Source organism: Streptomyces sp. NPDC052020 (assembly GCF_040680575.1).
Lineage (GTDB): Bacteria > Actinomycetota > Actinomycetes > Streptomycetales > Streptomycetaceae > Streptomyces.
Window position 1 is genome coordinate 42,957 of record NZ_JBFAWY010000038.1, and the last position, 22,793, is coordinate 65,749.

General features: G+C 73.0%; 16 protein-coding genes and 2 pseudogenes. 8 read left to right on the forward strand and 10 right to left on the reverse strand.

Features of this window, described 5'->3' with window-relative positions; genetic code table 11:
- Positions 1–252 precede the first annotated feature (252 nt).
- The 7 genes and pseudogenes from AB0L74_RS29035 to AB0L74_RS29065 form a co-directional block, all read right to left on the reverse strand.
- A pseudogene (locus AB0L74_RS29035) lies at positions 253–381 on the reverse strand (TetR family transcriptional regulator); the annotation flags it as partial.
- A gap of 49 nt (positions 382–430) precedes the next feature.
- Positions 431–778 carry a nucleotide disphospho-sugar-binding domain-containing protein gene (locus AB0L74_RS29040; protein ID WP_365658666.1) on the reverse strand — a complete coding sequence of 116 codons (348 nt, stop codon included), beginning with the start codon at positions 776–778 and terminating at the stop codon, positions 431–433.
- Between the two features lie 54 nt (positions 779–832).
- A complete protein-coding gene (locus tag AB0L74_RS29045; RefSeq protein WP_365658669.1) occupies positions 833–6,661 on the reverse strand; it encodes a type I polyketide synthase in 5,829 nt (1,942 codons plus the stop codon).
- A gap of 510 nt (positions 6,662–7,171) precedes the next feature.
- Complete coding sequence (locus AB0L74_RS29050; RefSeq protein WP_365658672.1) at positions 7,172–7,975, reverse strand: phosphatidate cytidylyltransferase; 804 nt, start codon at positions 7,973–7,975, stop codon at positions 7,172–7,174.
- The gene (locus tag AB0L74_RS29055) at positions 7,972–9,741 is read right to left on the reverse strand and encodes a histidinol-phosphate transaminase (protein ID WP_365658675.1); all 1,770 of its coding nucleotides are present in this window, start codon (positions 9,739–9,741) and stop codon (positions 7,972–7,974) included. Before AB0L74_RS29055 ends, AB0L74_RS29050 begins: the two co-directional genes overlap by 4 nt.
- Before the next feature lie 199 nt (positions 9,742–9,940).
- Positions 9,941–10,336 carry a hypothetical protein gene (locus tag AB0L74_RS29060; protein ID WP_365658678.1) on the reverse strand — a complete coding sequence of 132 codons (396 nt, stop codon included), beginning with the start codon at positions 10,334–10,336 and terminating at the stop codon, positions 9,941–9,943.
- A gap of 224 nt (positions 10,337–10,560) precedes the next feature.
- Positions 10,561–11,709, reverse strand: coding sequence for an SGNH/GDSL hydrolase family protein (locus tag AB0L74_RS29065; RefSeq protein ID WP_365658681.1), 1,149 nt, complete (start codon positions 11,707–11,709; stop codon positions 10,561–10,563).
- 170 nt (positions 11,710–11,879) lie between these two features.
- On the opposite strand from AB0L74_RS29065, the pseudogene AB0L74_RS29070 reads away from it, so the two are divergent.
- Positions 11,880–11,993, forward strand: a pseudogene (locus AB0L74_RS29070) (alkene reductase); the annotation flags it as partial.
- A gap of 55 nt (positions 11,994–12,048) precedes the next feature.
- Here the strand turns inward: AB0L74_RS29070 and AB0L74_RS29075 are convergent.
- Positions 12,049–12,489, reverse strand: a complete 441-nt coding sequence (locus tag AB0L74_RS29075; protein WP_365658684.1) for a MerR family transcriptional regulator — start codon at positions 12,487–12,489, stop codon at positions 12,049–12,051.
- A gap of 64 nt (positions 12,490–12,553) precedes the next feature.
- Between AB0L74_RS29075 and AB0L74_RS29080 the strand changes: the two genes are divergently transcribed.
- The 6 genes from AB0L74_RS29080 (at position 12,554) to AB0L74_RS29105 (ending at position 19,686) form a co-directional block, all read left to right on the forward strand.
- Positions 12,554–13,465 (forward strand): NAD(P)-binding domain-containing protein, encoded by a 912-nt coding sequence (locus AB0L74_RS29080; RefSeq protein ID WP_365658687.1) that lies wholly within the window; start codon positions 12,554–12,556, stop codon positions 13,463–13,465.
- A gap of 442 nt (positions 13,466–13,907) precedes the next feature.
- On the forward strand, positions 13,908–14,219 hold the full coding sequence (locus tag AB0L74_RS29085; protein ID WP_365658690.1) for a hypothetical protein: 312 nt from the start codon (positions 13,908–13,910) through the stop codon (positions 14,217–14,219).
- The gene (locus AB0L74_RS29090; protein WP_365658693.1) at positions 14,209–14,817 is read left to right on the forward strand and encodes a toxin; all 609 of its coding nucleotides are present in this window, start codon (positions 14,209–14,211) and stop codon (positions 14,815–14,817) included. Before AB0L74_RS29085 ends, AB0L74_RS29090 begins: the two co-directional genes overlap by 11 nt.
- The gene (locus AB0L74_RS29095) at positions 14,814–16,001 is read left to right on the forward strand and encodes an MAB_1171c family putative transporter (protein WP_365658695.1); all 1,188 of its coding nucleotides are present in this window, start codon (positions 14,814–14,816) and stop codon (positions 15,999–16,001) included. Before AB0L74_RS29090 ends, AB0L74_RS29095 begins: the two co-directional genes overlap by 4 nt.
- Positions 15,994–17,394, forward strand: a complete 1,401-nt coding sequence (locus tag AB0L74_RS29100; RefSeq protein ID WP_365658698.1) for an FAD-dependent monooxygenase — start codon at positions 15,994–15,996, stop codon at positions 17,392–17,394. The genes AB0L74_RS29095 and AB0L74_RS29100 overlap by 8 nt, the downstream gene beginning before the upstream one ends.
- Before the next feature lie 402 nt (positions 17,395–17,796).
- A complete protein-coding gene (locus AB0L74_RS29105) occupies positions 17,797–19,686 on the forward strand; it encodes an ABC transporter ATP-binding protein (RefSeq protein WP_365658701.1) in 1,890 nt (629 codons plus the stop codon).
- A 290-nt stretch (positions 19,687–19,976) separates the two neighbouring features.
- On the opposite strand, the gene AB0L74_RS29110 is transcribed toward AB0L74_RS29105, so the two are convergent.
- Positions 19,977–20,672 carry a L,D-transpeptidase family protein gene (locus tag AB0L74_RS29110; RefSeq protein ID WP_365658704.1) on the reverse strand — a complete coding sequence of 232 codons (696 nt, stop codon included), beginning with the start codon at positions 20,670–20,672 and terminating at the stop codon, positions 19,977–19,979.
- A gap of 305 nt (positions 20,673–20,977) precedes the next feature.
- On the opposite strand from AB0L74_RS29110, the gene AB0L74_RS29115 reads away from it, so the two are divergent.
- Positions 20,978–21,889: a hypothetical protein gene (locus AB0L74_RS29115; protein ID WP_365658707.1), complete on the forward strand. Its 912-nt coding sequence runs from the start codon at positions 20,978–20,980 to the stop codon at positions 21,887–21,889.
- Between the two features lie 146 nt (positions 21,890–22,035).
- Here AB0L74_RS29115 and AB0L74_RS29120 read toward each other — a convergent pair whose 3' ends face one another.
- Complete coding sequence (locus AB0L74_RS29120; protein WP_365658710.1) at positions 22,036–22,647, reverse strand: class F sortase; 612 nt, start codon at positions 22,645–22,647, stop codon at positions 22,036–22,038.
- Positions 22,648–22,793: the final 146 nt, after the last annotated feature.

The window sequence follows — 22,793 nt, forward strand, 5'->3', positions numbered from 1 at the left end:
TCAGGATGGCGTTCTCGACTTGAAGTCGCCGGTCACGGGTGTGGTGGAGGAGCGCGCCGGTCGTTCGCTCTTCCGGTGGCCAGGTCCGTACGGCGCCGCGCGGCGCGGCCGGGCGCCGTGCGCCTCGACGGCCATGCGGACCTGGAGCAGCTTCTCCAGGAGCTGCGCATCGGCGGCCCCGGCGGAGGAGATCTCGCGCTGCCTCGCGCACACGCCCTCTTCCCGGCTCTTCCCGGCGGACGGAGAAGGCGCCGCGGCAGCCGCCAGGGCTGCCGCCTGCGCGGCGCGTTCCGGAAGGTGCGGGTCGGGATCGGTGCGCAGGAGCACCAGCTGGTGGTAGAGCGGCGCCGTGGCGGCGATCAGCAGGCTCCGCGCGTCCGTGTGCCGTGTGCCTCGGGGCGGCCTGGTACGGCAGCACGGTGACGTGGCTTCACCCGGTGTTTGCTGAGCCGATGTGGGCGAGCAGTGAGGCGGTGCCGTCCTCCGCGGCGATGCCGCGGGCGAGTTCGGCGGCGCGGCGGCGGTGGGCCGGCTCGCAGAGGCAGGCGGTGATCGCGTCGCCGAGGGCTTCGGCGGTGAGATCCTGGAACGGCACGGGCCGCGGGGCGACTCCCAGCTCGCACAGCCGGGATGCCCAGAACGGCTGGTCGGCCATGACGGGAACGGGCACGGCGGGCACGCCGGCCCGCAGTCCGGCCCCGGTGGTACCCGCCCCGGCGTGGTGGACGACGGAACGATCTCCCTCGGCGAACGCCCTCCGGTCGCCCTCGCCCGCCACGGGGATCGGCGCGGCCCACCCGCCTGCCGCGCCCCGGATCGATGGGTGCCGTCGTCACTCATGAACGTCGAACACCTCCGTGCCGGAGCGCCCCGGATGGTGTCGGCGGTTCCGCCTGTCAGCCCCGGTGGTCGTCGGCACCGTGAATGCGGCCTCCGCGGAGGCCGCCGAGTGGGACACGCACGCCTCGTCCGACAGCGGTGACCACTCCGCGAAGGCCGGCTCGGCGCGGGACGAGGACCCCAGATCGGCGCGCAGGACCTCGTCCAGCGCCGCGGCGGTGGCCTGGACGTATTGGTGCATCATGCTGAAGTGGTCACCGGGCACGGTGATGTCCGCCCGCGCGTTCTTCCAGCGGGTGGTCAGCCCGGCGCCTTCCGACCGGACCAGGAGCAGGGGCGCGGTGAGGTCGGTCGGACGCCACGTGCGGAGCAGGTCCGTGTAGGCGGCCTGGGCGGACAGTTCGGCCTCCGTCATCAGGGCGCCCAGGTGGTCGTCGCGAGCCAGCTGCCCCAGTCGCCTCTGGTGCTCCTCCTGGTCCCATTCCACGTCGGGCGTGGCGGTGTCCAGCAGCACCACCGCCGTCGGCCGGACGCCGATGGCCTCCATGCGGGCCGCGACGGCGTGTGCCACCCAGCCCCCCGCCGAGTAGCCGCTGAGCGCGAGGGGAGCATCGCCGAACTGATGCGCCAGAGTCCTGGCGTGGTCCTCCACCAGCACGTCCAGCGTCGCCGGCAGGGCCTCGTCGTCCCGGAACCCCGGGTGGGGCAGGGCGTAGAGGTCGCGCAGCCCGTTGACGTGGCGGGCGAGCCGGGCGAACGTGCGGGGGCCGGTCGGCGCGAAGACCGAGGGCAAGCAGACCACGGCGGGGACGGACGGACCGGTGGCGAGTCGCAGCGCCGCGGCGGGCCGGGGGGGTCGTGGCGTGCGGAACACCGGGCGCAGACCGGCCGCGGCGCGCAGGAGTCCAGCGCCCTGCTCGAATCTGCCGGTGCGGTAGGCGCGCAGATACAGCCGGCGCAGACTCGTCCGGTCCTGCGGTGCGGACCGGTCGGTGCCGTCGTGCTCGGGGAGGTGGCCGGCCAGGTGTTCGGCGATCTTCCGGGCAGTCGACTGCTCGAACGTCACCTGGGGGGACAGGGGCAGCCCCGTCACCTTGGTGAGCTTCCGGCTGAGTTCCACGGACGCGACCGAGTCGAAACCCATCTCCAGGAGACTGCGGTCCGGGACGATGTCGTCCGCGCATGCGTGACCGAGTACGGCCGCCGCCTCGTCTCGGACCGTCCGCAGCAGCGCCGGGACGCGTTCCGGCGGGGGCAGCGTGCGTAGCTGTTCGATCCGGTGGGGCGCGCGTTCGCGTCCCGGGCCGACGCCCGGCGGGACGTCCGCGCCGGTCACCGGTGCCTCGGCCGGGTGGTCCCGCCGCAGGTCGTCGAAGAGGCGGCTGGGCCGGGCGCTGGTGAACAGGGGAAGGAAGCGGGCCCAGTCGACGTCGGCGACGGTGACGGTGGTCTCCCGCGCGGCGACGCAATCCCACAGGGCGTTCACCGCTGCCCGCGGTGCCAGGGACCGCAGCCCGCGGGTGCGCAGCCGGTCCCGCACCGCCGGGTCGGCTGCCATGCCGGCCCCGTCCCAGGGGCCCCAGGCCACGGAGGTGGCCGGTAGGCGCAGGCGGCCGCGCGTCTCGGCGAGCGCGTCGAGGTACGCGTTGGCCGCCGCGTACGCCCCCTGCTCCCCGCTGCCCCAGACCCCGGAGACGGAGGAGAACAGCACGAAGGCGTCGAGCGGGACGCCGGCGAGCAGGTCGTGGAGGTGCGCGGCGCCGGTGGCCTTGGCGGACAGCGTTTCGCCGAGGTCGGTGAGCCGGAGGTCGGTGAGGGGGGCGTTCCTTCCGGCGGTTCCGGCGGCGTGCACGACCGCGGTGAGCGGCGGATCGGTGGTCGGCGGTACCAGGGTGCCGAGCAGCTCGGTGAGAGCCTCGCGGTCGGAGACGTCGCACGGCACGATGTCCACGCGCACCCCGGAGGCCGTCAGCTCCGAGCGCAGGGCGGACGCGCCGGGTGCGGCCGGGCCCCGGCGGCTGGTGAGGACCAGGCGCTCCACGCCGTCGCGGGCCAGCCGGCGGGCCGCCCGCGCGCCGAGCGCACCGGTGCCGCCGGTGACCAGCACCGTGCCGCGCGGTCGCCACGGCGGTCGTGCCGCACCGGGAGGTTCGGCCCGCACCAGACGGCGGGCCAGCAGCCCGCCGGGGCGTACGGCGAGCTGGTCCTCGCCGTACGCGGACGCCAGTGTGCCGGCGAGCAGGGTGACGGCGCGCCGGTCCGTGCCGGTGGGGAGATCGACCAGGCCGCCCCAGTGGCGGGGACGTTCCAGGGCGGCCGTGCGGCCGAGCCCCCAGAGCATGGCCTGCACCGGATCACCGGCGGGGTCGGTCTCGTGGGCGCGGACCGCGCCGCGGGTCACGCACCACAAGCGTCCCTGACCGTCCAGGTCGGCCAGAGCCTGTAGCGCGGCCAGCGTCGCGGCCAAGCCGGCCGGCACCGACGGGTGCCCGGGGTGCGGGGAGGTGTCCCAGCCCAGGAGGGAGACGACGGTGCGCACCGGCTGGTGCGGGTGCCGCCCTTGGGCCGGGTACGGGGTGAGCAGCGCCGCGATGTCGGCGCGTGTCGTCGTGGACGCGTCCAGCGTGAGCACGGTGGCGTCGGCGCCGTCGCCGGCGAGGACGCCGGCGAGACCGTCCGCCAGGCGGCGCGCCTCGTCGTCGTGGGGGACCAGCAGCGACCAGGAGCCACCGGTGGCCGCCGCCCGGGCGGGCGGGGCGGGAAGCGGCCTCCACTCGACGCGGTAGCGGTGGTCGCCGGGCTCGCCCGCGGCGGGGCCGGTCGCGGTGTGGAGATCCGGAGCGGTCAGCCAGTAGCGCCGGCGCTGGAACGGGTAGGCCGGAAGGGGCACCTGCCGGCCTTGGAACCCGGCGTGCACAGCCGTCCAGTCCACGGGGGAGCCGGCCGTGTGTACGCGGGCGAGCGCCTCGAACAGCGTCCGTTCCTCCGGCCGGCCCGCGCGTGCCGCCGGCACCGTGACCGCCTCGCCGGCGTCCCCGGCCAGGCAGTGCGCGGCGAGCGGTGCCAGGACGGCGTCGGGTCCCAGCTCCAGGAACACGGACACACCTTCACGGCGGAGGTGGCGCACCCCGTCCAGGAAGCGGACCGGCTCCCTGGCCTGCCGGACCCAGTACCGCGGTGAGCCGAGCTCGGTGTGCGCGGTGGTGCCGGTGAGCGTGGAGACGAAGGGGAGGGTCGGCACGCGGTAGCCGATGCTCTCGGCGACATCGCGGAACGCGTCGAGCATCTCGTCCATGTGCGGGGAGTGGAAGGCCCGGGTGGCGGACAGCCGGGCCACCCGGACGCCCCTGCGCCCGCAGAGGTCCTCCAGGCGCGTGACCGCCTTCGCCTGGCCGGACACCACGGTGGCCAGCGGCCCGTTGACGGCGGCCACCCCGACGTCCCCGCCGACGGCCGCGCAGATCGCCTCGGCTTCCCGCACCGGTGCGTGGACGGCCGTCATCGCGCCGTCGTCACGGCATGCCTCCATCAACCGCCCGCGGGCGGCGACCAGCCGGCAGGCGTCGTCCAGGGACCACAGACCGGCCGCGTACGCGGCGGCCGGCTCGCCGGCCGAATGCCCCAGAACGAAGTCAGGCCGCACCCCCCACGACTCCAGCAGCCGGAACAAGGAGACCTCGAAGGCGAACAACGCCGCCTGAGCCCACGCGGTGCCGCCCAGCCGGGCGGCCGGCGCACTCCCCCGCTCCGCGAACATCACCTCACGCGGGCACGAACCCAGGTGCGGGGCGAGTCCCCGGCAGACCTCGTCCAGCGTGCGCGCGAACACCGGGAACCGGGTGCTCAGCTCCCGGCCCATCCCGGGATGCTGACCGCCCTGTCCGGTGAAGAGAAAGGCGAGTTTCCGCGCACCGCCGGCAACCGGCCCCCGCACCAGGTCCGGTGCCGTCCGGCCGGCGGCCAGGTCGTCCAGCAGGCGCGCCGCGTCCTCCCGGTCGCGGGCCAGCGCGATGGCACCGTGCTCGAAGCGGGTCCGGGCGGCCAGTGAGCGCCCGATGTCCGCCAGGGGCACTCCGGGATGGCGCGACACGTACCTGCCCAGCGCGGCCGCCAGTTCCCGCAAGGCACCGGGTGTGCGTGCCGACACGACCAGGGGGACGACGCCGTCGTGGCCGCGGTGGCGCCGCCCGGTTACGGGCTGTCCGACGGGCCGTACTCCCTCCAGGACGACGTGGGCGTTGGTGCCGCTGAGCCCGAAGGCGGACACGCCGGCACGCCGCGGCCGGGCGGCCCCGCGCCACGGCACGGACTTCGTGAGCAGTGCCACCCCGCCGCGAGACTCCTCCCCGGTACGGGCCGTGCCGTCGGCATGCAGGGTGGCCGGCAGCAGCCCGTGCTCCATGGCCATCACCATCTTGATGACCCCGCCGACCCCCGAGGCGGCCTGGGAATGCCCGATGTTCGACTTCAGCGAGCCCAGGCGCAGCGGCTGCCCGGGGGACCGGCCCGCTCCGTACACCGCGCGGAGCGCGCCCAGTTCGATGGCGTCTCCCAGCACCGTTCCGGTGCCGTGGGCCTCGACGGCGTCGATGTCCGCGGCGCGCAGTCCCGCGTCGGCCAGGGCCCTCTCGATGACCCGCTGCTGCGCCGGGCCGTTGGGCGCCGTCAGCCCGTTGCTCGCGCCGTCCTGGTTCACCGCGCTGCCCCGCAGCAGGGCGAGGACCCGATGACCGTTGCGGCGGGCGTCGGACAGCCGTTCCAGCAGGACGACGGCCGCCCCCTCACCGAAACCGGTGCCATCCGCGTCGGCCGAGAAGGCCCGGCAGCGGCCGTCCCGCGACAGCCCGCCCTTGCCGCTGAACTGTTTCAGCACGCCAGGAGTGCACATGACCGTCGCGCCGCCGGCGAGGGCCAGGTCGCACTCGCCCGTCCGCAGGGCACGCGCCGCCAGATGCAGCGCCACCAGGGAGGAGGAGCACGCGGTGTCCACCGTCACCGCGGGGCCCTCCAGGCCCAGGGTGTAGGCGACGCGGCCGGAGGCGACGCTGCTCAACATGCCAGTGAGCAGCAGTCCTTCCACCTCGTCCGGTGCGGCGTGCCACGGTGGCCCGTAGTCCTGATAGGCGATCCCCGTGAACACGCCGGTCGTGCTCCCGCGAAGGGACCGGGGATCGATCCCGTACCGCTCGCACGCCTCCCAGGACGTCTCCAGCAGCAGCCTCTGCTGCGGATCGAGCGCGAGCGCTTCCCGTGGACCCATACCGAAGAAGGCCGGGTCGAACAGATCGGCGTCGCGGAGGAAACCGCCTCCGGTGGGAAACCCGGAAGACGACTTCGCCCGGGCACCGGTGAGTCCCGGCAGGTCCCATCCGCGGCCGTCCGGGAGTTCTCCCACCGCGTCCCGCTGTTCCTCCAGCAGCGTCCACAGCTCCTCCGGTGAACGCGCGTCACCCGGGAAGCGGCAGGCCATGCCGATGATGGCCACCGGTTCCGTCGCAGGAGCCGGGCCGCCCCATTCCACCGGGCGGGTCCCGACCGCCCGGTCATCGGGCGACGCGCCGGTAAGCCTGCCGCGCACGTACCGCGCCACACTGCCCGGCGTGGGGTAGTCGAACAGCAACGTGGCCGGCAGTACGACGCCCGTCGCCTTCTCCAGCTCGCGGCGCAGGCGCTCGCCCCGGTCCCGGAACACCCCCAGAGCACGCCAGGGAGTGTCCTCGCCCGGCCGGCTTCCCGCTTGCTCCCCGCATACCGCCGCCGCCTGCCGGAACAGCCACTCCAGCAGGATGTCCACCTGCCTGTTCGGCGGTGCCTCGGCCAACGCCCCACGCACATCACGGGGCGCGGATACCGAGGGGCCCGTGGTGGTATCCGAGCGGCCTGTGGTGGTATCCGAGCGAGAAGCCATCAAGCCCCCCTTTTTTCCCTGGATAAAACGGACATATCCTGCGTACATCGAATCCCGGCCGGGCCCACCCGACAAACTCATGGCCCGCCCCATTACCCCCATCGGCGCATCCGCTCATGATCGGCATGCGGCGTCCGCCGAGCGCACCCGGAAGCCCGTTCCGCCCTCGGGCGGGTTCGTCGGGCGGGCGGCCCGGCGCGAACGCTTCCATCCCCGCGATCCCTGGGGGCAGTCCACCGCGTGCGCGGCGTCCGGGTAGGCCTCGCCTCCCTGAGCGGGCATGAGCCGGCCGGGGGGCGAGGAGTGCTGGCCGGTGAGAACAGGTGCGGCGAGACGGTCCCCCATGTGCTGCCGGCACCCACCGGGCGCGGCGTTGGCGTCCAGGATGACGTAGTCTGCGCCACCGCGTGGAGCGGTGGCGGGTCAGCGCAGGATCAGCAGGACGGCCAGCGCGATGAGCAGCGAGTCGATACGGTCCAGCAGACCGCCGGATCCGGCGAGCCACCGACCCGAGTCCTTCACCCGCGCGCTTCTCTTGAGCATGGATTCAAGGAGATCACCGGCCGGGCCGCCGACCGCCACCGCGACCGCCATCGGCCAGGTCAGGGCGGACAGCGGGGCGAGGACGACCACCCCGGCCACGGCTCCGGCCAGGGTCCCGCTCCACCGCTTGGCCGGCGACAGAACGGACAGCCGAGGCCCGCCGAACCGCCGACCGGCGAAGAAGGCCACGATGTCGGCGACCGACACCGCCACGAACAGCGCCAGCCCGCTTGCCCCGAGGGGCACGAGTCCGGCCAGCACGCTCAGCCAGGCGAGCCCGAGCAGCCCGGCGCCGAGCCGGCGCCCGCCGTGGTCGGCATCGGCGCCCAACAGCGGCACCGCGGCCAACGCGAGCGCCGCGACAGCGAGCCCCCGGAGCACCTGTCCGGGCGACAGCCACGCGGCCAGCACCACGCCTGCCACCCCCATGGCCAGCACCGTCCGGTCGGGCCGCTCCAATCGTGCCAGCACGGCGTACTCCATCACCGCGACCACCCCGACCACGATGGCGAGGACGGCGATTCCCGGACGCCCCCACCAGAACGCGGCGGTCACCAAGGGCACGCCGGCCGCCCACGCGCACCACCGGACCAGCAGCTCACGACGCCGGGACGCCATCACCGCGATGCCGCTGAGCGCCAGCGCGCCGCCGAGGCAGGGAATCAGAGAGGCCACCGTGATCATCGGACGAGCACGCTCCCCCGCGGTGAACCGGGCGAGGCCGGGCCCGGCCGGAGCACCGCCAAGGCGGCCCGGCACGCGGCGACGATCCGCGCGTTCTCCGCGGTGTCCTTCACCGCGATGCGCACGGCACGCCCCTCGTACAGCGGCGACAGTGGCGACAGGTCGCGCAGGAAGACGTCGTGGCGCCGGCACTCGGCCACCAGTCGCGCGGCGCTGGGCCCGCCCGACGGCAGCACGAGGGTCAGGAAGTTCGCCACGGCCTGCTCGACCTCCACCTCCGGATCGAGTCGCGCCAGGGAGGCGGCGAGCTCGCTTCGCAGTACGTGGGTGCGCGTCCAGCGATCGCTGTAGTACGCCGGGTCCCGCAGGGCTGCCACAGCGGCCAGCTGCGCGGGGAGGCTGACCGGCCAAGGCGGCGTCCGCCGGCGTAGCTGTGCCGCGGTGTCCGCACCGGCCACCAGGTAAGCGGCCCGCATGCCGGACAGCGCGTACATCTTGGACAGTGAGGTGCAGACGGCCACACGCTCGCTCGTCGCGGCCAGGTCGGCGAGTGACTCGGTCAGTCCCGCGTAGCCCAGGTACGCCTCGTCGATCCACCACCGGGTGCGGGCAGGCGCGGCGGCGATCAGCGAGCGCAGCTCCGCGGCCGGGACGTGGCGTCCTGTGGGGTTGTTCGGATTGACCACCACCACGAGGTCGTACCGGCCGGACCCCACGGCGGCGGACAGCCGGTCCGGGTCGATGCGCCAGCCCTCCTCGCGGCGCAACCGGAAGCGGTCCACCCGGCATCCGATCACCGTCTCCGCGACGTGGGCGTACTCGCCATAGCAGGGATCGGTCAGCAGCACCCTGCTCTGCGGAGTCAGCCAGTGGCCGAACGCCCTGAAGATCAGGTCGGACGAACCGGCGCCGACCGCGAGTGTCCCCGCGGGCAGCGACCGCACCGAGGAGATCTCCGAGAGCAGGCCCTCGGCACCGGCCGGCGGCGAGGTACGGGCCATCCAGGCCGGGTCTTCCTCGAGCACCGCCCGCACTCCTGGGGCCGGTGGAAACCAGGCGTCCAGCACATCGGCGGCCACCACCCGCCGGCGCCGGTGCAGGGCGCGGAAATCCGTGCCGACGGCGGTGAACGAAGCGCCGCCGTGCTCGCAGCCGTCCGGCCGGGGCGCGAACGCCATGTCGAGCCGCCAGTCCACCGCGGAGCGCAGACGCTCCAGCGCGGCGCCGTACCGGCTCATCGCGCGCCGCGTCAGCTCCGTCACGCGACCGGTCAGCACCTCGAACGTCACGGCACCACTGCGGACAGTACGGCCGACCGGGCGCAGGCCGACCGCCAGGTACATGTCGAGCAGGTCGGTACGGCCCATCGCCACGACCTCGCGGCCGCCTCGGGAGGCGATCCAGCGGAGCGCGGCGTGCATCAGCAACGGGGCCGCCGCCGTGGCTCGCCAGCGCCGTTCGACGGTGAGGACACGCACCTCGAACAGGTCGTCCTTGTCCAGCAGCGGCAACTCGTCCCGGGTCAGGTACTTGTCGAGCGCGTACCGGCCCAGCCAGGGCGCAGTGACGCTCACAAAGCCGACGCGTTCCGGCCCCCTGGCCGCGACGAGGTAGACGTTGTCCCCGTCGAGCCCGTCGTGGAGCCGCCCCGCCGGGTCCACCGCGTGCTGCCCCAGCTCTTCCGCGTACACCCGGTGACGCACTTCGTAGATCCATTCCAGGTCATCCGGCGTCGCGGTACGCAGCTGGAGCGGGTGTCGGCCCATCGGAACCCCTTTCGATGCAGGAGCACCCGATCATGAGCCACGCAGGCCGGCGTCAACAGAGTGAGTGGCTCGACCGGTCTGAGTACGCGTACTCAGGCGCGTCGCGGACTCCACGCAGTAGCAGGGGGTGCCGGCCGGCGGACGGGGTCCGTACGTCTTCGCCTGCGGGGTCAGAGGTTCCCGCCCGCTGTGGCACGCCTCATGAGGCCCGGATCGCCCGGGTGATCTCCTCACCGGTCGGCGCCACGATGACAGACCACTCGTTTCTCATAGCGAGAGGCAGGTGACGACGGTCCTCATCCCGGTCGACAATGACCGTTCCGGCCGGGAGGACGAGGACGGCTTCGAGCCGTCGCAGCATGTCAGAGATGAGGTTCATGATCCCGTTTCCTCCGAAATGATTGATCGCAACACCGCTCTCGTCTTTGATGTACAGATCCGCCTCCCCACCGCCGTTCTTTGCCGCGATCCGAAGAAAACCGGTTCCCGGGTCGCGAGCCGTCACGTATGGACCCAAGACCTCCTGGACGGTCCTGCTGTCCAGGGGCGCCGGCTCCCCTTTTTCGAACCGGAGAACGAATACGTCGTAGCTCACAGTCTTTCTCCAGGTTGATCACGCGGTCGAGGCGGAGAAGTCATCGCCCGTCCCTCGATCACTCCCGGCCCGGGCCGGGACCCCGCCGCCGGTCGGTGGCCCGTCCGTACCGGCGGTTCGCCCGAAGCGCCTGCCCGGACCCCGCCGGCCGGACGGACGGACAGTCGTCGTGCCGCACCGCGGCGGACGGTCCGGGCCCCGTCCGGCCCGGACCGTCCTCCCGGTCACCAGTCCAGCGGCAGAGTGGCGAGGTGCTGCTCGAGCAGACCGGAGATGATCTGGTGGTCGCGGAGCGAGGGGTGCCAGTCGCAGCCGAGCCGGTCCAGGGCGGGATCGTCGTAGTACCAGTAGCCGACCCGGTCGTCCCCCCGCGCGTTGCGCTCCCCGACGATTCCCCGGGCGGTGTCGGCGAAGGCGGTGCCGGACACCAGGGTGGCACTGACCACCAGGAACGTCCTGCTTCCGTAACGGGCCCGCAGCTTGTCGAGGAAGCCGTGGTAGGCGCTCGTGTAGGCGGCTATCAGCTCGCTCTGCGTGGCCCACGGCTCGCCCGGGTGGAGCGGGGTCGAGAAGTCGTTGATGCCGAGGCCTATGACGACGACCTGCGGCCGCCAGCCGCGCGGCTTGTGCCAGACGTCGCCGACGACGTTCAACAGGCCCCGGTCGTAGTAGGTGCGGTAATCGGTGCCGGGGTCGCCGCCGTCGTAGTTGCGGACCATGCCGCGGCCGGAGAACGCGTTCTGCTGGTAGTCGGCGTCGAGCTTCCGGGCGGTGAGGGGGCCGAAGGCGAGGTCCGCGTTGCTGTTCCGGTCGACTCCTCCGTTGGCCGAGCAGTCGCGCGTGCCCGAGACGTTGCCGTACCCGGCGGTGAAGGAGTCGCCGATGAACTCGATCTGCCTGCTCCGCGCCGCGGGGGCGGCGAGGACCTCTCCTCCCCGGGCGGCGACGAACCCGCCGAAGCGGCCGGTGGCCCACGGGCACTCCGTCCGCTTGACGAGCCGCACGGTGTGCTCGGTGTCGGCCAGGCCCCTGACCCAGGACGTGGTGCGCCCGGGAGTCACCAGTGTGCTGACGGTCCTTCCGTCGATCTGGACGTCGTAGTCGTTGGCGGAGTCGTCGAGTGCGATCCCGACGCCGGTGCCGCGGAACCGGCCTTCGAAGGCGATGCCGGGCCAGGTGTACTGCACCGAGCCGTCGGCCGCCCGCTTGACCCGGCCCGCCGTCCGGAACCCGGCGAAGGCGGCGGACGGCGGGATGCGGTGGGCGGCGGACGCCTGGGAGGGAGCGGCCGCGGCGGCGGTGACGCCCGCAGTGACGCTCGCGGCGGCGGCCGTGAGCAGTGCCCGCCGGGAGAGATGGGGAGCGGTGCGCATGAGCGGTCCTTCCGGGGTCGGGAGATCTGCACGTGCGGTGGTGCGGGAGCGCTCCCATGATGGCCGTGCCGGTGCGGCGTGGGGAGTGGTCCGAGGCGACGAGTACGGAAGACGCCGGGGTGGTGGCCGAGGAGGCGCTGCCGCCCCCGGACCAGGCGCCCAACCGACTCGCCACCGCCGCCCGCGACGCCGTCGAGGCCGGCTTCGACGGCGTCGAGCCGCGCCGCGCCGGCGGGCACCTCATCCACCGCTTCCTCGCCCCGAACGGCGACCAGCGCACCGACCGGGAGCGTTCCGGCCGGTGCGGCGGCCCGTCGCCGCGGGGGGGAGCGTCCGGCGTCAGTCGCGCGCGTCGCGCGGCGATGCCCCGGAACCGGCCGGTTCCGGCTCCGACCCCGCCTGGCAGGCCCCGGCCTCGGTGACGTCGTAGGGCGGCGGGGCGGTCACGATGGTGTCCAGGACCGCCCGCGCGGCCTGGAGGTCGGCCACCGCCCGGTCAATGCGCTCCCGCTCGCGCTGGAGGTCGGAAAGCGTCCCCGAGCAGGCCGGTGCCAGCATCCGGCCGTCGTCCACCATGCACGGCAGCAGGGCGGCGATCGTCCGCGTGGAGAGGCCGGCCCCCAGCAGCGTACGGATGTTCCGCACCGTGCGGACGTCGTCCTCGCGGTACTCGCGGTACCCACTGGGGCGGCGCACCGGGCGCAGCAGTCCCTGTTCCTCGTAGTAGCGCAGGAGGCGCACACTGACGCCGGTCCGGCGGGAAAGGTCTCCGATGCGCATGTGCCGCTCCCCACACAGATTCGATTTGACTCTCACACCGATGTGAGACCCTAGCCTGCTCGGCATGACGACGCAGCGCTCAACCGACCGGCAACACAAGCCCGTTACCCTGCTGGGACTCGGACCCATGGGCATGGCCCTGGCCGAGACCCTGGTGCAGCGGGGCCACCCGCTCACCGTCTGGAACCGCAGCCCCGAGAAGGCCGGCGGACTCGTGGCCAAGGGCGCCCGGCTCGCGCGGACGGCGGCCGAGGCCGTCGCCGCGAGCCCGGTCACCCTCGTGTGTCTCACCGACTACGACACCATGCACAAGGTCCTGGAACCGGCCGCCGAAGCGCTCAGGGGCCGCTGCCTGGTCAACCTCAACTCCGGTACCCCGGCCGAGGCGCACGCGGCCGTCGCGTGGTCCGGCGAGCGGGGCGTACGCTACCTCGACGGTGCCGTCATGGTGCCGCCGCCGATGGTGGGAGAGCCGGGCGCGGTGTTCCTGTACAGCGGTTCACGGGACGTCTTCGAGGAACTCCTGGAGCCGCTGACGAACCTGGGCGACCCGCGCTACCTGGGGGAAGACCCCGGTCTCGCGGTGCTCTACAACACCGCCATGCTCGACATGATGTACACCACCCTGAACGGCTGGCTGCATGCCACCGCCCTGGTCGGCTCCGCGGGCGTACCGGCGCAGAGGTTCGCGGAGCTGGCACTCGGCTGGTTCATGCCGACCGTGGTCGACTACGCGGCCCTGGCCCGGCAGGCGCCCGACCTGGACGCCGGCCACTACCCCGGCACCCTGAACACACTGGAGATGAACCTCAACGCGCTGGACCACATCACCCGCGCCAGCCAGGAGCAGGGCATCCACTCCGACCACCCGCGGCTGATGAAGGAGATCGCCGAGCGCGCCGTCGCCGAGGGCCGCGGCGGCCAGAACTACCTGGCCGTCTACGAGCTGTTCAAGAAGGCGACGCCGCGCCCGTAACGCCCGCGGACCGACGCGGGCCGCACGCCGGTGAAGGCGGACCGCTCACCGCTTCGGCAAGGCCGGCGCCGGCCGGTCAAGCGGCCCGGGCTCCTTGGCCGGGCGGACGGCCGGCCGGCCGGCGCAGCCGCCGTCCAGGGGCCTCCTCGGGGCCGGCCAGGCGGCGGCGGACGGCGGTACCCCCGGGACGGGCCGCGTCCGCTGCCGGGCCTGTGCAACGCACCGACCACGCATATGAACGATCGTTCTTCATAAGAAAACGATCGTTGAGCGTAGCGGGAGCGTCGCGTAGGGTGCCGAACAGCAAAAATCCCTTTAACCTCAGGAGCATTCGGTGGAGTTACCCCTCCCCGAGACTCTTCGGCGCCTTCGGGGGTGTCCCGAAGGGCCGGACCTCGACGCCGGGGAACTCGCACACGAAAGGGCCCTGCCCGAACGCGCCGTGCGAGCCCCGCTGAACGGCCGGGCAGCGCCCCGCGACACCGTCGGGGAACGGGTGTGCGCGCGCGTCAAGACGCTCGCTGACGCCTACCCGGTCCGCACCCGCAAGAGGGCGGGCGACCTGGTCGGCGCCGTCCACCGCGAACTCGGCATCTCCGAGGTGTGGGCCCGCGAACTCCTGATGGAGAAGTACGGCGTGGTCCGCACCGGCCTGCGCGGCCACGGCTCCGTGACCCCCGCGCAGCACGAGCGGCTCCCGGCGGGAGTGGTCAGGTCCGTCGTCCCCACGAAGGCGCCCCACGATGAGCGTTAAGGCGATGAAGTCCCTGCTGGCAGCGCTGGGGAAGGAGGCCGACAAGCGCATCGACCGCCCCGCCCCGCCCCACGTGGTGATGCACGAGTTCTGCCAGGCCATGAGCCGACGCACCGGCCGGCCCATCCAGCTCGTCTTCCGGGCCTTCCCCGCCGACACCCCCGTCTCCGGCATGCGACTGGACCTCGGGGACCGAAGCGTCATCGTGGTCGAGGAGCACATGGTCCCCGAGGCACAGCTCGTCATCCTCGGACACGAGCTGTGGCACGAGGAGCAAGGCGACTGCGGACACCACGTCGCCGGGATGCCCGCCGCGGCCCGCGCCCTCACCGGCCAGTCCGCCGAAGCCACGCGGCGCGCCGCGGAACAGATCCTCACCGCCGAGGAAGTCCCCCGCGAGGCTCTTCTCGCCGTCGCCGCCCGCGCCGGGTCCGCCCACGACCACGAAGTCGACGCGGAGACGTTCGGCCTGCTGTTCGGCCGGGAGGTCCGCACCTGGATGACCGGCCGCTACGCCCAAAGCCCGGTCAGCCCGGCCACCGTCGAAGGCCGCCTGAACCTGTCGCTCTTCGGCCGAGGCGGTCGCATCATCAGATGAGCCCCGACTTCCACATCCCCTACATCATCCCGACCGCGCTCCTGGCCATCGCCCTGGCCTTCAAGTTCCCCACGCTCATACGGGCCTCACGGGACCCCGACGTACGGGCGACCACGATCCTGCTGACGTGCGCCACGGCCGTCCTGGTCGTCATCACCCCGGCCAACATCCACCGCCTCAACGTGTGGACCGGCATCCCGAACATCGCCGCACCCTGGGCTTACTCGTTCCTCACCGCGTTCTGCGCCACCGGCCTCACCATGATCATGCGCTGGAGGGAGCCCCCCTCCGAACGCCGCCGCCGCCGGATGACCGCGATCTACTGGATCTACGCGGGCATCATCGTCGCGCTGTGGGTGACGTTCCTCCTGGCGGACGTCCCCGAACCACGCGTCTACGACCTGGACACCTACTACGCGACCACACCGTGGATGCGCGAGCACACCCTGCTCTACGTCCTCGCTCACATGGTGTCGTCCCTGGTCGCCGCCTCCATGCTCTGGAAGTGGTACCCGGAGGTCGCCAACCGGTGGCTCAAGTGCGGCGTCGTCTTCCTCCAGGCCGGATACGCATCCGGTCTCCTCTACGACGTGGGCAAGCTGATCGCGGTCCTCGCCCGCTGGACCGGCGACAACCTCGACTGGATCAGCACCCGGGCCGCACCGCCCTTCGCACTCCTGGAGGCCATTCTCGTCGCCCTGGGCTTCCTGGTCCCCCAGGCCGGGCCCTTCTTGCACACCTGGGGCCGGGACCAGCGCGAGCACACACGGCTGCGCTCCCTGTGGCGAGCCGTCCGGGTCGTCGAGCCGGCCGCCGCGACCGCCCGGCTCGGCTGGTGGGCGCCGCTGGACCTGCGCCTCATCCAGCGCCGGCAGCGCATCCACGACGCCCTGCGCCTGCTCGCCCCGTACTTCGACGCCGCCGCGTACCAGCGTCTGTACGCCGTGGCGGCCGCCCGCTACCCCGAGCCGAGGGCACGGGGCATCGCGGGCGCCCTCGCCCTCCGCGACGCCACCGCCGCCTACCGCGACAAGACACCGCACGACACCAGCGACCAGCCGCAGATCGGCCCCGACGTCACCGGCCGCCTCGACGACGTCGCACGGGCCCTGCGGCACCCCCGCCTCCTGGACAGTGTCCGTCACCGGGCGACCACCACAGAAAGCACCACTGCGCATGCCTGACACAGCCACCGCCGGCCGGCCCACCGCCCTCGTCATAGGCGCCAGCGCCGCCGGCCTCTTCGCGGCGACCGCGCTCGCCGAGTTCGCCGACGTCACCCTCATCGAACGCGACACCCTTCCCCGGGGAGCGGAGCCCCGCCGCGGCGTCCCCCAGGCCAAGCACGCGCACCTCGTGTGGAGCGGAGGCGTCGCCGCCTTCGACGAGCTGCTGCCCGGCGCCGTCGACGACGTCGTCGCCGCGGGCGGCCGGCTGGTCCCCATCATGGGCAACATGGTCTCCCGCGCCCCCAACGAGGTGTGGTTCCGCAGGTTCACATCGACCCACCACCGCAACCTCGTCTCCTCCCGCGACCTCCTCGACGCGGCGCTGCGGCACCGAGCGCTCGCCCACGACCGCGTCACCCTCCGGCAGCACACCACCGTCCTGGGCCTGGAGGGAGACGCCACCCGCGTCACCGGCATCCGCGTCCGCGCCGGCGAAGAGGAAGCCACGCTCACCGCCGACCTCGTCGTCGACGCCTCCGGCCGCGGCTCCCGCGCCCCCCAGTGGCTCCAGGACCTCGGCCTGCCCCGCGTCACCGAGCGCCGAGTCGACGCCGGCGTCACCTACGCCACCCGCCACTACCGGGCGCCGGGCACCACCGCCGACAGCGACTTCCCGCTCGTCAACGTCCAGGCCAACCCCGCCCGGTCCCCCGGCCAGGGCGGCATCATCCTGCCCATCGAGAACGGCCGGTGGATCGTCACCCTGTCCGGCACCCGCGGCGGCGAACCCACCGGCGACCCCGACGCCTTCCTGGACTTCGCGCTCAACCTGGGCGACCCCATCATCGGGGAACTCCTGAAGGACGCCGACCCGCTCAGTGCCGTCGCCACCACCCACAGCACGGCGAACCACCGCCGCTACTACGAGAAACTCAGCCGCTGGCCCGACGGGTTCACCGTCCTCGGTGACGCCATCGCCGGCTACAACCCCGTGTACGGGCACGGCCTCACCGTCGCCGCCCAGTGCGCCCTCGCCGTACGCGACACCCTGCGCTCCGCGCCGCTGACAGCCCCCGGCACCGCGCGCCGGCTCCAGCGAGCAGCGGCCCGCCCGGTCTCCGCCGCCTGGGACCTGGCCGTCGGCCAGGACGCGTTCTACCCGGGCGCCGCCAGCGACCCGCCCACCGTCGTCGAACGGTATCTGGCCCGGTTCGTCGACCGAGCCGTCGCCACCGGCGCCCGCAACCCGCGCGCGCTCGGCGCCCTGCTGGACGTGATGAGCATGGAGAAGCCCGCCACACGCCTGTTCTCCCCCGACATGCTGATCCCCATGATCCTCGGTCCGAAGCGGCCGTTCCTGCCCGCACCGCCCATCACCGAGGCCGAGCGGGCAGCCGCGTCCTCCTGACCGAGACCGTTCCTGCCCCACCGGGCAATCCGCCAGGGCCCCGCACGCGTGATGTGCGGGGCCCCGTCACGCACCTCCGGCCGCGCGCTCCAGGCCCTGGCGATGCCCCCCCCAGATCGCAGTGCCGCCCGCGGCGGCGGTACGGACGACGCTTTCGGTCCTGTCTCACCGCTGCCGCTCCGTGCCGGTGGGCTCCGAGGTGCCGTCTTCGGCGCCGCCCTCGGCGTTTCGGCCAAGTCCTTCTTCGTGTCCGCCCGTTGGCGGAGGCGGGTCGATGCATCCTCCACGGTCCGACACGCGCTCAATCTCGGGTTTTCGAAAGCGACCGAAATACATGTGTTCGATATTCCGGCGGGGTCGTTGAGCCTCACGACCACGCCGGACGACCGTAGGGGGACCACGTTGACCTCGGCCACCACGAGTGAACAGCAGGACACCGCGCCGCCTCCGCCGCCGCCGGCCGAGATCACCTACGGCGGGCAGTACTCCGTCAATCCGCTCGCCGAGGTGAGCTTCCGCCGGATGTGCGCGCGGATCCCGGCCGTTCTCGGCCGGATCGCCCGGCTGTCGTGGCGGACCGACCGGCGAGCGGTTCAGCTCCTGTTCGGCTGCCAGGCGGTCACGGGCGTCTCGGCCGCTGTGCTGCTGGCCGCCACCGCCCGTGCGATGGAGCCCGTCCTCGGGCCCGGGTCCGCCGGGTACAGGCTGCGCGGCGCCCTGCCCGCGCTCCTGGTGGTCGCGCTCGCCGCCGCGACGGGCCGTGCCGCGGGGGCGGTGGCCGCGTACGCGGAGCGGCGGATCACCCCGCGGCTGACCACGGAGACGGACGCCGCCCTGGTCGAGGCGGTCTGCCGCGTGGAGGCGGTGGCGTACGCGGAGGACGGCTTCTCCGACCGGCACGAGGCGGCCGAGATGGGCGTGATCCGCACGCAGGTGATGGTCACCGACGCCCAGCGGTTCCTGTCCGCGCTGATCCGCATGGTCTCCGCCGGCGGCGTGCTGTCGGTGCTCAACGTGCTGATGCTGCCGCTGCTGCTGCTCGCCGTGCTGCCGGCCGGAGTCGGCGCCGTCCTGACCGCCCGCGTCGATTACGACGTCCACTACGCCAACGTCGCCGACCGCAACGTGCGCGGCATGATGCGCTGGTGGGCGACCACGCCGAAGTACGGCGACGAGGTCCGCGCCAATTCGATGACCGACTACCTCGTCTACTGGTACCGGGCCCTGTCCGACCGGTGCGACCGGCGCACCCTGGCCGCCGCGCCGCGGACCCTGCGGATCGCGCTGCTCTCCTCGCTGGTGGGCGGTGTGTTCCTCGTCGCGACCTGGGGAGCCCTCGCGTGGCTGGCCGCGACCGGCCGGATCGACCTCGCGGTCGCCGCCACCGCCGTCGTCGCCGTCCAGACCACGCTCGCCGCCCTCTCGCAGGTCGTCGTCAACGGCGCCGCGGTCTTCCACACCAGCCTGTACCTCGGCGACATGCGGTCCTTCCTCGACGACGCCGCCGCCCGCGCCCCCAAGCGCGGCCCCCGCGAGCTCACCGCGCCGGTCAGGGAGGTCCGGCTCGACGAGGTCGTCCACCAGTACCCGGGCAAGGTCAAGCCGGCCGTGAACGGTGTCTCCCTCACCCTCAAGCGCGGCCAGATCCTGGCGGTCGTCGGGGCGAACGGCTCGGGCAAGTCCACGCTGACCCGGCTGCTCACCGGGATCTACCTGCCCGACAAGGGCAAGGTCACCTGGAACGGCGTCGACCTCGCCGAGGCCGGACCCGCGAGCGTCTGGCGCCGCACCGGGCTGGTGCCGCAGATCTTCGCCCAGTGGCCGCTGCGGGTCCGCGAGAACGTCACCCTCGGCCAGCCCCGCACCCACGACGACATCCCGGTGTGGGAGGCCATCGACGCGGTCGGTCTGCGGGAAGCCGTCGAGGGCCTCCCCGCCGGCCTGGACACGCTGCTGTCCCGCGAGGTCTTCGGCGGCTCGGAGCTGTCCGGCGGGCAGTGGCAGCGCATCGCCTGCTCCAGGGCCCTGTACCGGCGGCCCGAGTTGCTCATCCTCGACGAGCCCACCTCCCAGATGGACCCGCGCGGCGAGCACCAGATCTTCGAACAGATCAAGGCCATCGCCGCCGACCGCATCACCATCGTGGTCACCCACCGCCTGGAGAACACGAGGATCGCCGATCACATCGTCGTGATGGAGCACGGCCGGATCACCGAACAGGGCACGTACGACGAGCTCGTCCACGCCGGCGGAACCTTCGCCGAGCTCCTCGCACTCTCCCAGGACCGCTGAACCCCTCCCCCAGCCTGCCCCGCCGCGGCGGGACAGGCACCGCCCGGGTAACGGCGCGCCGCCCTGCCACCGCTCCCGCGGCACCGGCCGGGTCGGCGGTGATCCGCTCCGGCTCGGCGACGGCCTCGGGCACCGCCCGCTTGCCGTCGACGGCCGTGATGACCGCCGCCCTCCCCGGGCAGGGGGTGCCGCGACGTACGCGCACGACTCCGCACGGCGGGGCGGGGCGGGCTGGACAGCCCGGCTGGTGGGGACGCGCCGCGGCCCCGCCAGCCGGGTGCCCGTCACCGTCAGGTGCCCGGCTTGCGGCCGTACACGTAGACGTCGTCGCCCTTCTTCAGCAGCGACCAGTACTTCTTGGCGTCGGTCTTCGTCATGTTGACGCAGCCGTGCGAGCCCGGCGGGTTCCACATGCTGACGCCGGCCGAGTGGAAGGCCTGGCCGCCGTCGAAGAACTGGCTGTAGGGCATCGGCACGTCGTAGATGCTCGAGTGGTGATCGATGTTGCGCCAGTAGACCTTCTTCAGGCCGGTGCGGGTCTCATGGCCGTCGCGGCCGGTGCGGACCGGCACGGGCCCGTAGACCAGCTTCTTGCCGTCCTGGATCCAGCTCAGCTGGAGAGTGAGGTTCACGCAGGCGATCCGGCCCTTGTTGACCGGGCACTTGCCCGACTTGTTCGGGTTCTTCCCGACGGCCTTCTGCTTCTGCATCAGGTCCATCACCCCCCAGGTGACGGGGCCCGCGTAACCGATGTCGGGCTTGATGCCGTGCTTGGTCTGGAAGGCGCGGATCGCCTTGCAGTCGGCGGTGGACTGCTTGCCGTCGACCGGACGGCCGAGGAACTTCTCCACCTTCTTCTGGTACGGGCCCGTCTGCGTGGTGCAGCTCGCCGCCTGGGCCGGCGTGGCGCCGAGCGCGAGCGTGAGCGGTGCCACCAGTGCGGTGACCCCGAGTGCGACGGCTCCCCGTCTGCGCGTGTCCCCCATGGCCGGTCAGCCTTTCCCTCGGAAGCGGTCGGAACGGGCGGAAGAACGCCCGTGGTGGGCTCGTGGACTCCCCGCCTGCTAGACCACCGCCCGGTGGCCTGGGTTGCCCGCCGCGCCCGCTTCGCGACGAAACGGTGACAAACGCCGGCGGGTGCCCGGCCCTTCGGCCGCCCCCCTCGGTGTCCGGCCGCACGGCCGCGCACGCGGCGCGAGGAGGCGGGTCACCGCGCATCACGGATTCGCATCTTCCCAAGAGGGCTATCCCACAGCTCTGTAGCCTCGTCAAGCAGGCGTGAGGGGGACATGTGAAACACCCGAAGACGATTCTCACCGCCATCACCGCGGCCGGCTTGATCGCCCTCACCACGCGCAGAGTGGCAAAGCGGCGGGCTACAGCGGCCCCGCCGCCCGACCCGACACCGCCACCCGTGCCTCGTGAGACTCCCGAAGGCCACTACGACGCACGCCGCGGCGCGGCCGGTTACGCCCCGATCGTCGGCACGCTCGGCGCCTTGGCGGTCCCCGCGGTCATCGTCGTGTTCACGAATCCTCCCGAGGGTCCAGGCGGTGGCCAGGCCATCGCGTTCGCCGCAGGGCTTCTCGTCGTCGCACTGATCGGCAGCATCATCGCAGCCATCGCTCTCGCCGCGATCGGCGCCGAAAGCGACCTGACGCCCAACCTCACGTCGGGGATCATGTACGCCGCCGTCGCCGTCGTGATCGCCCTTGTCGACATCGTCGCGGCGTTCGAAATCCTCGCCTCGCTCGCCCTGCCCCAAGCCCGGCCGATCCTGCTGCTGATCACCGGAGCGGTCGGCTCTCTGGGCGTCTTCTTCACCGCCCTCGCCCTCGGCGACAGCCTGGCCACCCACCCCAGGCACTCGCCCGGCTACCGGGACTGGAAGAAGACAGAGTGGATCGCTTCGCAGGGAGACGCGAACCGAGCCACCCTGCGCGTGACGGCGATCGGTGTGCTGCCGGTCATCGCGGGCGTCATGTGCCGAGTCAGCGACCTCCGTCTGCCAGAGGGAACCGCCGCGGCGAACACGATCATTCTCACCGGCCTGGCGCTCACCGTCACCGCCATCGTCGCCAGCGCACTGCGCACTGGGCACCCCGGCACTGAGCCATCACGAGGCCCCCGTCCTTGGGAGGCCTACGCCACCACCCTCACCACCAGCTCGTACACCGCGTTCCTTCTGCTCCTTCTGCCCTGACAGGCCGCCAGGTCCACCGGCCCCGCGTTCAGGGGGAAGAGGCCGGCGACTGGTCCGTGCCGGCGTTCAGAAGGTCCCGCCCCGCCGCCCGGCTCCGCCCGGCCACGGTCGACGGCACCGGCCTCGGCCCGTCCGCTCAGCTCAGCTCAGCTCACGAGCTCCGCGTAGACGATGACGTTGTCCGGGCGGTGGCCGTGGACGATGTCGCCTCCGCAGGTGATCAGGCGCAGCTCCGGGCGGCTGGTAGGCCCGTAGACCTTCTCGGTGGGGAAGGCGTCCTTGGCCACCTGTTCCAGCGCGGTGACGGCGAAGACCGCTCGGGTGCCGTCCTTCCGGGTGATGTCGATGCGGTCGCCGGGTTCGATCCCGCCGACGTTCCTCATGACCGCCGGCCCGTTCACCGTGTCGTAGTGGCCGACGAGGACGGCGGGACCGGTCTCGCCGGGTGTGACCCCGTGCTCGTACCAGCCGATGCGGTCGGCCTGGGCCACGGAGGGGACTTCGATCGTGCCGTCGGCGTTCAGGCCCAGCCGCAGCAGGGGGGCGGTGTCCACCTCGGCGGAGGGGATGGTGACCCGGACGGGAACCGAGGCGGGCAGCGCGGCCGGGACCGCCCCGGGGGCGGGCGCGGCGGCGGCCGTGGAGATCTCCGGGGGCGGGGCGGCCGGCCGCGGGGCCGTTCCGCAGCCGCTGAGCGCGGCGGCGAGCGGCACGGCGAGCAGGGCTGCGGCCAGACGGTGTGCGAGGGGCGGGCGCATGGTCGGTCTCCTGAGAAGCCCTGGGCCGGCCCGGCCCCGGCGTTGTGCCGGGCCCGAAGTCGCCCGCGACCTCGGGCAGCAGACCCATGATCACGAACTCGGTCGTTCCGATCCCGAAGGCCCCGATCGCGAGGGCCAGGAGCGCG

Excerpts from the sequence above, each read along its gene's own strand:
- AB0L74_RS29050 (WP_365658672.1), bottom strand. The coding sequence starts at position 7,975 with ATGATCACGGTGGCCTCTCTGATTCCCTGCCTCGGCGGCGCGCTGGCG.
- AB0L74_RS29055 (WP_365658675.1), bottom strand. The coding sequence starts at position 9,741 with ATGGGCCGACACCCGCTCCAGCTGCGTACCGCGACGCCGGATGACCTG.
- AB0L74_RS29065 (WP_365658681.1), bottom strand. The coding sequence starts at position 11,709 with ATGCGCACCGCTCCCCATCTCTCCCGGCGGGCACTGCTCACGGCCGCC.
- AB0L74_RS29075 (WP_365658684.1), bottom strand. The coding sequence starts at position 12,489 with ATGCGCATCGGAGACCTTTCCCGCCGGACCGGCGTCAGTGTGCGCCTC.
- AB0L74_RS29080 (WP_365658687.1), top strand. The coding sequence starts at position 12,554 with ATGACGACGCAGCGCTCAACCGACCGGCAACACAAGCCCGTTACCCTG.
- AB0L74_RS29090 (WP_365658693.1), top strand. The coding sequence starts at position 14,209 with ATGAGCGTTAAGGCGATGAAGTCCCTGCTGGCAGCGCTGGGGAAGGAG.
- AB0L74_RS29095 (WP_365658695.1), top strand. The coding sequence starts at position 14,814 with ATGAGCCCCGACTTCCACATCCCCTACATCATCCCGACCGCGCTCCTG.
- AB0L74_RS29100 (WP_365658698.1), top strand. The coding sequence starts at position 15,994 with ATGCCTGACACAGCCACCGCCGGCCGGCCCACCGCCCTCGTCATAGGC.
- AB0L74_RS29110 (WP_365658704.1), bottom strand. The coding sequence starts at position 20,672 with ATGGGGGACACGCGCAGACGGGGAGCCGTCGCACTCGGGGTCACCGCA.
- AB0L74_RS29120 (WP_365658710.1), bottom strand. The coding sequence starts at position 22,647 with ATGCGCCCGCCCCTCGCACACCGTCTGGCCGCAGCCCTGCTCGCCGTG.